The organism is Mesorhizobium sp. M0047 (genome assembly GCF_040323315.1).
In the GTDB taxonomy this organism is placed as follows: Bacteria; Pseudomonadota; Alphaproteobacteria; order Rhizobiales; family Rhizobiaceae; genus Mesorhizobium.
Window position 1 is genome coordinate 52,025 of the sequence record NZ_JAMYUW010000004.1, and the last position, 12,935, is coordinate 64,959.

Sequence of the window (12,935 nt, forward strand, 5' to 3'; positions counted from 1 at the left end):
CCACAATCATGGCGATTTTGGCGCAGCCGACCATGTGAGGCCGCCGGAGACGACCAGCATGATGGCGGCGGCGATCGAGGCGAGGAAGAAATCGCCTGACATTTGCGCCAGCAGCCCGGCGGCGATCGGGCCGATGATCTGGCCTACGCCGAACACAGCCGTCATCAGGGCAAAGATCCGCCGCGGCGCCCGCGGTGCAAGCTGTCTGGCTGCCTGGAGGCCAAATGCGGTGATGGCTATGAAGGTGCCGCCGAGCAGCACGCCGCCGAGCAACGGCCCGGTACGTCCGCCGATGGCGACGCTGGCGGTGACGCCGACAACTTCAATGAAGCATGCCAGCGCATAGGCGGGATAGAGGCCGGTCCGAGCGGCGATCTTCTGCCAGAGCCAGGTCGAGGGAAAGCCGGCAAGACCGGCGACCATCCAGACCATGGCCTCGAAGACGCGGCTGCCGCCGCCTTGCCGGACGATGGCGACCAGGAATGTCGCCGTCACAACGTAGCCGAAGCCGAACAGGCCGTAGGCAATGATGACCTTGATCAACGATCGGTCCATCCGCAATGCCGACTCGCGGGCGACTTCGCCATTGGTGAGCGGACCCTCGTCGACCATCAGCGCCACGAGTACGAAACCGCAAGCCGAAATTGCCGCCGACCACAACCAGCCCGCCGCCCAGCCGGCATGTTCGGTGACCAGCACCGCCATCATCGCTGCGGAGATTGCGATGCCGAGGCCAACGCCGCCGAAGTGCCACGCCTGCAGGTCGCCGCGGCCGGCAGCCGCGATATGGCTGAAAACGATGCTGGCCATGAACACCATGACGAAGGCGCTGGCCAGGCCGGCCAGAAAGCGGACAACGAGAAAGGCGGCCATCATATCGGTCAGCCCCATCAGCGCGGCCAGGACCACACTGGCGCCGAGCCCCACCAGCATCAGCAGGCGTTCGCGCCCATGCGCCCAGCCGCCCGCCGCCGCCAATGCGCCAATGAGATAGCCGAGATAGTTGGCGGAGGCGATCCATCCGGCATCGGCCGGCGACAGATGCAGTTCCTGCATCATGCCGGGCAGGATCGGCGTGTAGACGAAGCGGCCGATGCCCATGGCAACCGCCATGGCAATCATGCCGGCGAAGGTAAAACGGAGCGCTGTCGAGGTGGCTGATGTCATTGCAGCGCACAATAATTGCAGCGATCGCTGAAACAATCCGCCATCCGTTAGGCCAGTGCGATCCTCGCCTCGACTTTCCTCAAGCCGGACCGCCTGGCTCCCGCTCAGCAGCGCCCACCGAAACCGGTTCGCAATGAAGCGGTTTCATGCACGGTTCGCCGCGCCGTCAGCCTGAACGGCACGTCGCCGAGTTCGCGCTCCGACATGGTGTTCAGCACGGGATGCGAAAGCGGATCGGCCAGCCATCCCTGCGCCTCGCTCTCGCGACGGGACCCATATGCCGAACCTGCAGCGAAAAAAACCTTCAGCGACGACGACAAGATCCTTAGCATTTTTTGGCTCCGCGGGTCTGTCTTCCCTTGCATAAAATCTGCCGTTTCGACGGGTCTTTCAATTGAGATTTCGGCCGGGCCGGTTTAGAAAATCTCAAATGACCATGCTCAACCGCGTCCATCTCAACGGCCTGCGCGCCGTCGAAACCGTTGCCCGTCTTGGATCTCTGGCGGCTGCCGCCAGTGAACTCAACGTGTCCGTCAGCGCCGTCAGCCAACAGATAAGCCGCACCGAGAAGCAACTCGGCCAGACGCTGTTCGAGCGAACGGCGAGCGGTCTCGTGCTGACCGAATTCGGTGCCCTCTTCGCGCCCCGCCTTGGTGCTGGATTTCGCGAGCTTGCCCACGCCGTGGCGCTGGCCGACGAGGCCACGCAATGCACCCTGGTGGTTTCGGTGGCGCCGGCCTTTGCGTCAAAATGGCTGCTGCCGCGACTGTCGCGTCACTTCGCCCGGCATCCCAACGTGCTGTTGCGTATCGACGCTTCGGTGCGGCTGGCCGACCTCGATCATTCCGACATCGACATCGCCATCCGGCTTGGCGACGGCAAGTGGCCGGGCGGACGCAAGGAACTGCTCTTGGCGCAGGAAGTCTTCCCGGTCTGCGCGCCGGCGATCGCCAAGAAACTGAGGTCGATCGAGGACCTTGCCCAGACCTGCGCGATCACCGACGAGCGGGCAATGATCAGTTGGGACAGCTGGTTCGAGACGGCCGGTGTCCCGCCGGTCACCTTCCTGAAGGGCGCGCGTTTCACCGACCCGATGCTGTGCCTGGAATCGGCGATTGCCGGCCATGGCGTGATGCTGGGCTGGCAGTTGCTTGCCGCCGATGCGCTCGCCGATGGTCGGCTGGTAGCGCCTTTCGGAATCCGTGCCCAGAGCGGCCTCGGCTATTGGCTGGTGACCTCCTCCGCCAGGACCGAAAGCCGCAAGGTCCGGGACTTCAAGGCCTGGATCAAGGAAGAGATCGAGGCGACCATGGCGCAGTTCGGGTCTGCGACCACGGGCGCTGCCGGCGCGATCGCGGTGGAAACGACCGTGGCACCGCTCTATGATGAGTCGGACATCAAACTACGGCAGGCAGGATCATGACCACACATTCGCGCGGCGTTTCCGCATCGATCGACCCGGTGAAGCTCGACAGGCTGGCGGAGGTCGCCATCAAGGTAGGGCTGCAATTGCAACCGGGACAGGATCTGGTGGTGACATCGTCGATCGCGGCACTGCCGCTGACCAGGCGGATCGTCGAGCATGCGTACAAGGCCGGCGCCGGACTGGTGACGCCGATCTTCAACGACGACGAGATGACGCTGGCGCGCTATCGCTTCGGCGCCGATGCGAGCTTCGACCGAGCAGCCGGCTGGCTCTACGAAGGCATGGCGAAAGCCTTTGCCGACAATGCGGCCAGGCTTGCCGTGCGCGGCGAGGATCCGTCGCTTTTGTCGGCACAGGACCCGGCGAAAGTGGCGCGCGCCAACAAGGCCAATTCGATGGCCTATCAGCCGGCGCTGGAAAAGATCACCGGCTTCGACATCAACTGGAACATCGTCGCCTATCCCGACCTCGCCTGGGCCAGGCAGGTGTTCCCCGGCGATGCCGACGATGTTGCGGTGGTGAAGCTTGCCGATGCCATCTTCGCCGCTTCGCGGGTGGATGTGGAGGATCCGATCGGCAACTGGAAGGCGCACAACGCAGCGCTTCGCAGCCGGACCGAATGGCTCAACCGCCATAATTTCCATGCGCTGCACTTCACCGGGCCGGGTACCGACCTGACCGTCGGGCTGGCGGACGGCCATGAATGGATGGGCGGCGCTTCGACCGCCAAGAACGGCATCACCTGCAATCCCAACATCCCGACCGAAGAGGTCTTCACCACGCCGCATGCAAGGCGCGTCGAGGGCCATGTTAGGTCGACCAAGCCGCTGTCCTATCAGGGCACGCTGATCGACGATATATCGGTGCGCTTCGAAGAAGGCAGGATCGTCGAGGCCAAGGCTTCGAAGGGCGAGGACGTGCTTAAGAAGGTGCTCGACACCGATGAGGGCGCGCGCCGTCTCGGCGAGGTGGCGCTGGTGCCGCATTCCTCGCCGATTTCGGCGAGCGGGCTGTTGTTCTTCAACACGCTGTTCGACGAGAACGCCGCCTGTCACATCGCCCTCGGCCAGTGCTATTCGAAGTGCTTCGTCGACGGCGCCTCGCTCAGCCAGGACGAGATTTCTCAGCGCGGCGGCAACAAGAGCCTCATCCACATCGACTGGATGATCGGTTCGGACAAGATCGACATCGATGGCGTCCACAAGGACGGCGCCCGCGTGCCTGTCATGCGCAAGGGCGAGTGGGCCTGACCCGCGTACGGAGGGTCCGATGACCTTCGACCTGGCGGTCAAGCGTATCTACGAGCCACCCGCTCCCGATGACGGGCAGCGGGTTCTGGTCGACCGGATCTGGCCACGCGGCGTCAGCAAGCAAGACGCCGGGCTGACGTTGTGGCTGAAGGAGATCGCGCCGAGCGACGATTTGCGCAAATGGTTCGGCCATGAGCTCGAGCGCTGGGCGGAGTTTCAGAAGCGGTATCGGGTGGAGCTGGATGGAAACGGCGAGGCAGTGGACAAATTGCGCGGCCTGCTTCGCCACGGCAAGGTGACGCTGCTCTATGGCGCGCATGACGAGGCCCACAACAATGCGTTGGCGCTGGCGGCGTATCTGCGCGAAGGCTGAGGGTCACCGCTTGACCATTGGCCAATCTCCCTCCTTGCGCAGGGCTGTCCGCAAGGGGGGAGATTGGCAGCTTCGCCGTTCCGTTGGCTCTACTTCCCACCCACCGCTTGCTCATAATCATCAGCCTTGAACCCCACCAGAACGCGCTCGCCGACCTCCAGCACCGGCCGCTTGATCATGGTCGGCTTGGCCAGCATCAACGCCTTGGCCTTCTTTTCATCCAGACCCTGCTTGTCCTTGTCAGCCAGTTCGCGGAACGTCGTGCTTGCCTTGTTGAGCAGCTTTTCCCAGCCGACCTTGCCAACCCAGCCGTCGAGCCGCTTGGCGTCCAGCCCCTCTGCCCTGAAATCGTGAAACCGGTAGGCAACGTCATGGCCCTCCAGCCAGACGCGCGCCTTCTTGACGGTGTCGCAGGTGGTGATGCCGTAGATGGTGATCGTCAAAACAGTGGCCGCCCTTCGGATTCGAATCTGATCGCAGACTAAGGACGCTCAGCGCACTTTGCCAGCGGCCGCATCGGTGCCCCGGCGGACTGTTCCGGACGCGCATGCAGTCGCGAGACCGCAATGAGGTCAACGACCGCCATTGCTGCTTTCTCGAAATCGTGCCGAACGAGCGGCTGGTTTGGCGTATGTGAAGACGATCTGAACCTCGCACGTGGCAGCCAAGACATCGTCTTGGCCGCCACCCTGATCTCCACCCAACTGCGAAGGGAGCAAGCTCCCTAAAGCCGCTCCGGCCTCAATAGTAGAAGCGCTCTTCGGCAATCTTGCCGTTCTTGACCGTGTACAGGCCAACTTCGTCCATGGTGACACGCTCGCCGGTAGCCTTGGGCGTTATGTCGAACTTGAAGCGCACCGCGAACTGGTCGCCGTTGACATAGGGCCCCTCGACCGAGCCGCCATGCACTTCATTGTTCTCCTGCCACCACTGGCCCTTCTGCCTGAGAGCCTCCTTGCCACGGGCGATGGCCATCGGCCCCTCCATGGCTTCGAGGCTGACGATATCGTCGGCATTGTATTTTTCGGCGGCCGCTTCGTGTTCGCCCTGCTTGAGCAGTTCGGTGAAATCCTTGGCAATTTCCGCGATGGTCATTTGTGTTCCTCCTGTTCCGACGCATTGCAAATAGGGGACAGGTTGCTGGCTTGCCATCGTCTGGCCGGTCGTAGCTGACACGTCATGTCAGGATGATATCGCGGGACCGGATCCCCGCACATTCGGTTGCGGACACGAGCCATTTCCGCGATCCTAGGTAAATGTGCAACCTCTACAACATCACCACAACGCAAGAGGCGGTCCGCCAATGGACACGCACACTGCGCGACGTCATCGGCAACCTTGAACCTTCGGTCGACATCTATCCAAATCAGGCCGGCCCGGTTGTTCGCAATACGCCAGACGGGACGCGTGAGCTGGCGAAACTGCTTTGGGGTTTGCCAACGCCGCCAGAGCGCATGAAAGCTAGGACCGACTACGGCACCACGAACGTTCGCAATCCGCAATATTCGCACTGGCAACAGTTTGTCGGCGTCGAGCATCGATGCGTCGTGCCCGTGACCAGCTTTGCAGAACCCAGCCCCACACCGAACGACAAAGACCCGGAAACAGGAATCCAGCGCAATTATTGGTTTGCCCGTGACGAAAGCCGACCTCTATTTTTCTTCGCTGGTTTTTGGACCAGCTGGCATGGCGTGCGGAAAGTCAAGGATGGTCCTGGTGACTTCGAGTTGTACGCCTTCATGACAACCAGGCCTAATGCGCTCATCGCGCCGATCCATGAGAAGGCCATGCCGGTGATCCTGACGACGTCGGAAGAGACCGAGGCCTGGCTGACAGCGCCGTGGTCAGAAGCACGGCATTTGCAGCGGACTGCGCTCGACGACGCGTTGGTGATCGTCGAGAAACCAGCCACACAGATCAAGTTCCCGCAGCGCGTGCCAGCCCAGGGATCACTTTTCTAAGTTGCAGAATCGCCGTGTCAGCCCCTTCCTCAATCCTCGTCTCGCCACATCACCCGGCGAACCATGCGGACTTCGACAAGGCGTCTGACACGGATTTTCAATCGTTCAGCAGCACTCGGAAGGATGATATCGGCGTCAAGCTCGCGTAGTTTGCAGCGTTCGCACCGCATATGCCGTTCCACATCCCAAAAGGGGATGTCACCGACCAGCTTTGCGAGGTCGCCGGGCAGGTAGTGCCGAGTGATGTTGCAGTTCCGGCATCGGACGCGAACGAGTTGCCCGAAGTCGTGCGCCAGGCACAGGGTTTGCACATTTCGGCGCGGTCGGCTGCTAGGTTCCGGCATCGACCAGATTTAGGAATATATTCCATGGCAGTCAAATCATACTTAATTTCATGCGGCCGTGGACTGCTTGTGGCCGCCGAACGGCGCGAACGTGTTGCTCCAGTTGTTACGTCGATGAGCCTAGCCCGGCAGCACGGGGCAGTTGGCGCCACGGCGCAGGCTGATATGCGCAACGTCGCCGACGCTGAACTGAAAACCCTCGGCCTGGCGCGGCGCGTCGATGACAACAGGTGCGCCCTGCCCGAGTTCGGCATGCAGGCGCAGCGTGCGGCCGTGAAAGACGATGCTGTTGACGCGCGCCGGCGCCGTGCCGGCCGCGGCCTCGGTGGCCGCCAGCAGATCCTCTGGCCGCACGCCGACGGTGCGCATGGCCCCTTCAGTGGGAGCCTCGCCGGCCTCGGACATGGCCTCCAGCGGCAGAGCGCCGGCGGCGAAATGCAGGCGATCGCCGTCGCGACCAATGAAACGCGACTGCAGCAGGTTCATCGTGCCGATGAAGCTGGCGACGAATTTGGTGGCTGGCCGGTCGTAGAGTGTGGCCGGCGGTGCGATCTGCTCGATGCGGCCCTTGTTCATGACGACGATGCGGTCCGAGATCGACAGCGCTTCCGTCTGGTCGTGGGTGACCATGACGAAGGTGGTGCCGAGCCGCGACTGCAACCGCTTCAGTTCGACCTGCATCTGCTCACGCAGATGCGCGTCAAGCGCCGACAGCGGCTCGTCGAGCAACAGCACGCGCGGCTCGCAGACGATGGCGCGGGCGAGCGCGACGCGCTGGCGCTGGCCGCCCGACAGTTCGGAGACGCGGGCGCCGATCTTGTCGGCGAGGCCGACCATGTCGAGCGCTTCGCCGACGCGTCTTGCCTGTTGGCTGCCTGAAAGCTTGCGCAGCGACAGGCCGAAGCCGACATTTTCTTCAACGTTCATGTGCGGAAACAGCGCATAATCCTGGAACACGGTGTTGACCGGCCGGTCGTAGGGCCGCAGCGCCGTGATGTCGCGGCCATCGAGCACCACCTTGCCGCTCGACGGGCTTTCGAAGCCGGCGATGACGCGCAGGCTGGTGGTCTTGCCACAGCCGGACGGGCCGAGCAGCGTGATGAACTCGCCGCTGACAATGTCGAGGTCGACGGCGTCAAGCCCGACGATGCCGCCGGGAAAGATCTTTGAGACCGCTTGCAGCCGGACGAGAGAATCAGGCGCCATCGCGAACCTCGGACGGCTTCGTGGTGTTGACCCAGAGGATTTGGCAGCGCTCGGCGCCCGGATTGCGGAAAGCGTGCAAAAGCGTGCTCTTGAAGGCAAAACTGTCGCCCGCCTTCAGCACGTATCTTGTCGCATCCACCACCAGTTCGACCTCGCCCGACAGGACGAAGCCGAACTCATGGCCGGCATGGGCATAGGCCTCGGCTGTGCCGCCGCCGGCTTCCACCGTCACCAGCATGCCGGTCAGCGTCGCGCCAGGCGGCGACAGCAGCGCCTTGGCAATGCCTTCCGACTTGACCGGGATTTGCCGCCGGCTGCCGGCCCGCACACAATAGAGATCGTTGGCGGCATCGTTGCCGTCGGCGATCAGCGCCGACGGCTCGATGTCGAGGGCGGCAGCGAGCGGCCAGATCACCTTGACGCGCAGCGAGGACATGCCGCGCTCGATCTGGCTCAGTGCCCCGATCGACACGCCTGCCCTGGCGGCAAGATCGGCCAGCGACAGCTTGCGCTCGAGCCGCAGCGCCCGCACCCGCCGGCCGACCCGCACATCGGCATCGTCCTTCGGCTTCTCAGCCGCTTCGTCCAGCATGTCCATAGGTCGGTCCTTGTTGTGGTCACTTCACTGGCGCGGTGCTTCGCGGTTCTGCCTTCTCCCCTTGTGGGAGAAGGTGGATCGGCGCGCAGCGCCGAGACGGATGAGGGGTGTTGGCCGGAGCGCCGCCAGTGCCAAGCTGGAGCACCCCTCATCCGTCGTCTTCGGCGACACCTTCTCCCACAAGGGGAGAAGGGAAGGCCAGAGTCACCCGCCGGCCTTCACCTTCTCGAACATCTTGGCCAGCTCGTCATTCTGTTTCATCGGGCCGGTGAAGATGGTGGTCTTCAGCATCACTTCCGGGTCGGATGGCAGTTGCAATTTTTCCAGTTCCTCCTTCGGCACGGTGGCGAAGGCGGAACCCAGCGAGCTGCCATAGCCATAGGACTCGATCAGATATTTGCCGGAATCGGCGTCCAGCCGGCTGTTGATGAAATCATAGGCGAGATCGACATTCTTGGCGTCCTTGAGCATGACGAAACCGCAGGCCCAGGTCAGCATGCCCTCCTTCGGCTTCATGAACTCGACCGGCACGCCCTGCTTCTTCAGCGAGGTGGCCGACGCGTTCCAGGTCATGGCGGCGACCAGCTGACCGCTGGCCAGCGCCTGTTCGACCGAGGTCATGTCGGTTGTGTAGCTGGAAAGCAGCGGGCGTTGCTCGCGCAGCTTCTCGGCGACCTTGTCCATCTCGGCAGGCGTCATGTCGAACGGATTGACGCCGGCCAGAAGTGCGGCAACGATCGGCGTGTCGTGCACCGCGTCGATGGTCGCCATGCGGCCGGCATACTGCTTGTCCCACAGGAGGTTCCAGCTCGCCTCCGGATTCTTCACCAGATCGGTGCGGTAGAGGATCGAGGTGTTGCCCCAGTCCCACGGCACCATCCAGACCTTGCCGTCACCGGCCTGCAGGTCGGGCAGGTTCTTGAACACCGGGAAGATCGAATCCCAGTTCTTGATGCGCTTGGTGTCGATCGGCTGCAGCAGGCCTTCCTTGTTCCAGCGCGCCACCTTGTCATAGCAAGGGTGCGCAATATCGGGGCGGAAGCCGGCCTTGACCTTGGTGAACGCGTCGTCGTCGTCGCCGAAGATCGAGGCCTCGACGCCGTCGGGGTGCGCAACCAGGAAGCTCTTGTTGAAATCGGGCAGTTCGTAGCCCGACCAGGTGAAATATTGCAGCTTGTCGCCAGCGAAAGCGACCGTGGACGACAGCGCCAATGCCAGGGCGGCAAGACCGGCCCGGACAGTCCTTCCAGATATCAAGTCGCCAGATTTCAGGTCGCCAAATTTCAGGTCGAATGCCATTGCAGTTCTCCTCTCTTGGTTTGTTTTGATTGCAGTGGAACGGCGGGCGCCGCTGCGGCCAGGCCGCGATGGCGCAGGATTTCGGCGGCTGCCGCGATGACGAAGGACACCGCCAGGATCGACGTGCCCAGCGCCATGACCGTCGGCAGCGATTTGGGGAACCTGAGCTGGCTCCAGATGTAGAGCGGCAGCGTCGGCTCGGTGCCGGCCAGGAAGAAGACGACGATGAATTCGTCGAAGGAGATCAGGAAGGCCAGCATGAAGGCCGAGACGATGGCCGGCAGGCTGAGCGGCAGCATGACCCGCCGGAACGTCGTCCAATCTGAAGCGCCGAGATCGAGAGCCGCCTCGCGAATGGTTTTCGGGATGGCGGCGAAACGGCTGCGCATGATCACCACCGTCGTTGGCAGCGCCACCAGGATGTGGCCGAGAACGATGGCAACGCGCGATGGCCCGAGGCCGATGAAGTTGATGAGGATCAGCAGCGATATGCCGACGATGACGCCGGGGATGAGGATCGGCAGTCGGGCAATGCCGCTAATGGTGACGGCCAGCGGCGAGCGGCCATAGAGGTCCATATAGGATACGGTGATGCCGCACAGCGTAGCCCCCGTGGCGGCAATGACGCCGATGACGAGGCTGTTCAGGAGCGCACTGGTCAGTGCCGAATTGCCGAACAAAGTCGCGTACCATTGCAAGGTCAAGCCTTGCAGCGGAAACGCCGCCTGGATCGAGTTGTTGAAGGAAAACAGCGGGATCAGCAACACCGGCAGATAGAGAAAGACCAGGTAGGCGATGACGTAGGCGCCAAGCCAGCGGCCGTCTCGCTGCGTGCGCGTGGTTCTCATGTGCGGCTGCCAAATCTGCGGTCGGCGAAGCGCGCGACCAGCACCACCCAGAGGATGACCAGCATGACGGCGACGGAGAGTGCGGCGCCAAACGGCCAGTCATTGGCCTTGCCGAATTGCGCCTGGATCAGCGTGCCGATCATGGTGCTGGCCGGACCGCCGACGAGGGCCGGCGTGACATAATCGCCAACCGTCGGCACGAAGACGACAAGGGCTGCCGCCAGCACCCCCGGCATCGAATTGGGCAGCACGACACGGCGGAAAGAGGTGAAAGGCCGCGCGCCGAGATCGGAAGCGGCCTCGATCAGCGATTTCGGGATCGTGTCCAGCGCCACATAGATCGGCAGGATGGCGAATGGCGCATAGGCGTGCGCCAGCGTGACGACGACGGCGGCCGGCGTGTTGAGAAAGGCCAATGTCGGCTCGGACCAGATGCCGCTTTCGATCAGCGCCGAGTTTAAAACGCCATTATAGGCGAGCACGATCTTCCAGGCGAAGACGCGCAGGAGATAGCTGGTCCAGAACGGCAGCGTCACGAGGAACAGCAGCAGGCCGCGCCGCCGGCCGGCGTGAAAGGCGAGATAGTAGGCGACGGGATAGGCGGTGACGACCGTGGCCAGCGTGACCAGGCCGGCAATGATCAGCGAGCGCAGTGTGACCGTCCAGTACAGCGGATCGGACACCACGGTGACAAAATTCGCCACGGTGAAACCGGCGCCGAGCAGCGACCCGTCATTGCCGCGGAAGGCGAGGAAAAGCACTAGGCCGAGGGCAAACAGGATCAGCAGGAAGGTGACAAGCGCGCCCGGCAGCTGCATGGCGACCCGGAAGCCCGATGACGACCGGGCCTCTGGCGCTGGTGCTGCAACGATGGTCGACATCGACCTGCCTACCGAAATTTTGAAATTGGCTTAGAGTTTTTCATATTCATGAAACTGTCAAGCGGAATCCCAACCGAACCCCGCTGGAATGAATTGCCGTGGTCAGCGCTCCAGCGCGTCGAGCAGGCGATACCAGGCGATGGTCGCGGCGACGCCGACCTGCCGGAAGGCGTGGAATGGGATCGGCCGGATCGGCGAAAGCGGGAACGGCAATTGCCTCGCATCGCCACTTTGGAGATAGCCAGCGATACGCCCGCCAAGCGCTGTCATCAGTCCGACACCGCGGCCCTGGCAGCCGACCACGGCAAGCAGGCCCTGCTCCGGCTCGTGGATGTGCGGCAGGTGGTCCGGCGTCATCGCCACCCGGCCGAACCAGCGCTTCTCGATAGCGATTTCGGACAGCACGGGATAGAGCCGCCGCAGCGCCCGCTCAAGATGTGCCCAGTCACTGGTGCTCGTCGGCAAGGCCATGCGGCCACGCCCGCCAAGCACCAGCCGTCCGTCGGCGCTCTTGCGGTAGTAGACGAGAATGCGCCTGGAGTCCGACACCGCCTGCCCCTCAGGCAGGATCGTGGTTGAAAAATCGGGCGGCAATGGCGCTGTCGCGATCTGGAACGAATGCAACGGCACGATCGTCTCGGCGAGGCCGGGGACCAGACCATCCGTATAGGCATTGGTCGCCAGCACGACCGCTTTTGCCTGCAATTGCACCCCGTTCTCGGTTGAGATCCGCCAAACGCCGGCGCTCTTCTCCAACCGGACCACCTTCTGGTGTTCGGCGATTTTCGCGCCCGCTGCCGCGGCAATTCGTGCCAGTTCCGATGTGTAAGCAAGCGGATCGATGACACCTGCGCGGCGATCGAGCCAGCCGCCGAGATAGCCCTGCGCGCCGGTCATCGCCGTAATCTCCGTCGCGCCCAAAAGCCTGACATCGGCACCGCGCGCCCGCCACTGCCGGTCACGGTTTGCCGCGGCCTTCAGCGCGACCTCGGTGTGCGCCGCCTGGATCCAGCCATTGCGAACGAACGGCACCGCCAATTTTTCGCCGCGGATCAACTCGAAGACGGCATCGGCGGTCGAGGCGGCGAAATCGACGAGAGCCTCGCCGCGCTCCGGGCCAAAATGCGCCAGTAGCCATTCCGGATCATATTTCAGGCCGGGAATGACCTGGCCGCCATTCAGTCCTGATGCACCCTGGCCGATTTCGCCGGCCTCCAGCACCTGCACGGACAGGCCAAGGCGGGCAGCATGCAAGGCAGTCGACAGCCCCATGATCCCACCGCCGACAACCACGATATCGACACGATCACCGCTTGGAAAAAGCGATCGAAACCTGGAATCTGACTGCGGCTTGCGCCAGATGGGATCGGAGAATGGTGCGGACAAAGGGTCACCTGGATGCGTTGTGGATCAGTGAAAATTGTAGTGACGATTTCATATTTTTGAAAGAGCACTTCAGTTGTCGTCTGTGAACCCGACAGATGATCAGAAGCCGGAATCTCGATCGCCAGCGACGGGATAGACCTTTCAAGGGAATCCGGTGAAAGTGCCGCGCCGATCCAGCCAGCCGCATTTGTCGATC

Annotated in this window: 15 protein-coding genes; 5 read left to right on the forward strand and 10 right to left on the reverse strand. The window is 62.9% G+C overall.

Annotation, left to right across the window (positions count from 1 at the left end):
* Positions 1-6: 6 nt before the first annotated feature.
* A complete protein-coding gene (locus NKJ89_RS04960; protein WP_352600418.1) occupies positions 7-1,167 on the reverse strand; it encodes a YbfB/YjiJ family MFS transporter in 1,161 nt (386 codons plus the stop codon).
* Between the two features lie 104 nt (positions 1,168-1,271).
* Positions 1,272-1,499 (reverse strand): hypothetical protein, encoded by a 228-nt coding sequence (locus NKJ89_RS04965; RefSeq protein WP_352600420.1) that lies wholly within the window; start codon positions 1,497-1,499, stop codon positions 1,272-1,274.
* Between the two features lie 98 nt (positions 1,500-1,597).
* Between NKJ89_RS04965 and NKJ89_RS04970 the strand changes: the two genes are divergently transcribed.
* Genes NKJ89_RS04970 through NKJ89_RS04980 form a run of 3 tightly spaced genes read left to right on the forward strand, consistent with a single transcriptional unit; the run spans position 1,598 to position 4,216 of the window.
* On the forward strand, positions 1,598-2,590 hold the full coding sequence (locus tag NKJ89_RS04970) for a LysR substrate-binding domain-containing protein (RefSeq protein WP_352600422.1): 993 nt from the start codon (positions 1,598-1,600) through the stop codon (positions 2,588-2,590).
* Positions 2,587-3,843 carry an aminopeptidase gene (locus NKJ89_RS04975; RefSeq protein WP_352600425.1) on the forward strand — a complete coding sequence of 419 codons (1,257 nt, stop codon included), beginning with the start codon at positions 2,587-2,589 and terminating at the stop codon, positions 3,841-3,843. The genes NKJ89_RS04970 and NKJ89_RS04975 overlap by 4 nt, the downstream gene beginning before the upstream one ends.
* Before the next feature lie 19 nt (positions 3,844-3,862).
* On the forward strand, positions 3,863-4,216 hold the full coding sequence (locus NKJ89_RS04980) for a DUF488 domain-containing protein (RefSeq protein ID WP_352600427.1): 354 nt from the start codon (positions 3,863-3,865) through the stop codon (positions 4,214-4,216).
* An 89-nt stretch (positions 4,217-4,305) separates the two neighbouring features.
* Here NKJ89_RS04980 and NKJ89_RS04985 read toward each other — a convergent pair whose 3' ends face one another.
* Positions 4,306-4,659, reverse strand: a complete 354-nt coding sequence (locus NKJ89_RS04985; protein ID WP_023759049.1) for an ArsC family reductase — start codon at positions 4,657-4,659, stop codon at positions 4,306-4,308.
* Between the two features lie 89 nt (positions 4,660-4,748).
* On the opposite strand from NKJ89_RS04985, the gene NKJ89_RS04990 reads away from it, so the two are divergent.
* On the forward strand, positions 4,749-4,853 hold the full coding sequence (locus NKJ89_RS04990) for an SRPBCC family protein (RefSeq protein WP_280948949.1): 105 nt from the start codon (positions 4,749-4,751) through the stop codon (positions 4,851-4,853).
* Positions 4,854-4,957: 104 nt separating this feature from the next.
* Here NKJ89_RS04990 and NKJ89_RS04995 read toward each other — a convergent pair whose 3' ends face one another.
* On the reverse strand, positions 4,958-5,311 hold the full coding sequence (locus tag NKJ89_RS04995) for a nuclear transport factor 2 family protein (RefSeq protein ID WP_023759048.1): 354 nt from the start codon (positions 5,309-5,311) through the stop codon (positions 4,958-4,960).
* Between the two features lie 161 nt (positions 5,312-5,472).
* On the opposite strand from NKJ89_RS04995, the gene NKJ89_RS05000 reads away from it, so the two are divergent.
* A complete protein-coding gene (locus NKJ89_RS05000) occupies positions 5,473-6,177 on the forward strand; it encodes an SOS response-associated peptidase (protein WP_352600429.1) in 705 nt (234 codons plus the stop codon).
* Positions 6,178-6,641: 464 nt separating this feature from the next.
* On the opposite strand, the gene NKJ89_RS05005 is transcribed toward NKJ89_RS05000, so the two are convergent.
* The 6 genes from NKJ89_RS05005 to NKJ89_RS05030 all read right to left on the reverse strand — a co-directional run bounded on the left by NKJ89_RS05005 (position 6,642) and on the right by NKJ89_RS05030 (position 12,739).
* Entirely contained in the window at positions 6,642-7,727 is a 1,086-nt protein-coding gene (locus NKJ89_RS05005) for an ABC transporter ATP-binding protein (protein ID WP_023759045.1), read from the reverse strand.
* On the reverse strand, positions 7,717-8,325 hold the full coding sequence (locus NKJ89_RS05010) for a cupin domain-containing protein (protein ID WP_023759044.1): 609 nt from the start codon (positions 8,323-8,325) through the stop codon (positions 7,717-7,719). Before NKJ89_RS05010 ends, NKJ89_RS05005 begins: the two co-directional genes overlap by 11 nt.
* 204 nt (positions 8,326-8,529) lie before the next feature.
* Positions 8,530-9,624: an ABC transporter substrate-binding protein gene (locus NKJ89_RS05015; RefSeq protein WP_352600431.1), complete on the reverse strand. Its 1,095-nt coding sequence runs from the start codon at positions 9,622-9,624 to the stop codon at positions 8,530-8,532.
* Positions 9,609-10,472, reverse strand: coding sequence for an ABC transporter permease (locus NKJ89_RS05020; protein WP_352600433.1), 864 nt, complete (start codon positions 10,470-10,472; stop codon positions 9,609-9,611). The genes NKJ89_RS05015 and NKJ89_RS05020 overlap by 16 nt, the downstream gene beginning before the upstream one ends.
* Positions 10,469-11,353 carry an ABC transporter permease gene (locus NKJ89_RS05025; RefSeq protein ID WP_352600435.1) on the reverse strand — a complete coding sequence of 295 codons (885 nt, stop codon included), beginning with the start codon at positions 11,351-11,353 and terminating at the stop codon, positions 10,469-10,471. The genes NKJ89_RS05020 and NKJ89_RS05025 overlap by 4 nt, the downstream gene beginning before the upstream one ends.
* 102 nt (positions 11,354-11,455) lie before the next feature.
* Positions 11,456-12,739, reverse strand: a complete 1,284-nt coding sequence (locus tag NKJ89_RS05030; protein WP_502904087.1) for an NAD(P)/FAD-dependent oxidoreductase — start codon at positions 12,737-12,739, stop codon at positions 11,456-11,458.
* Positions 12,740-12,935: the final 196 nt, after the last annotated feature.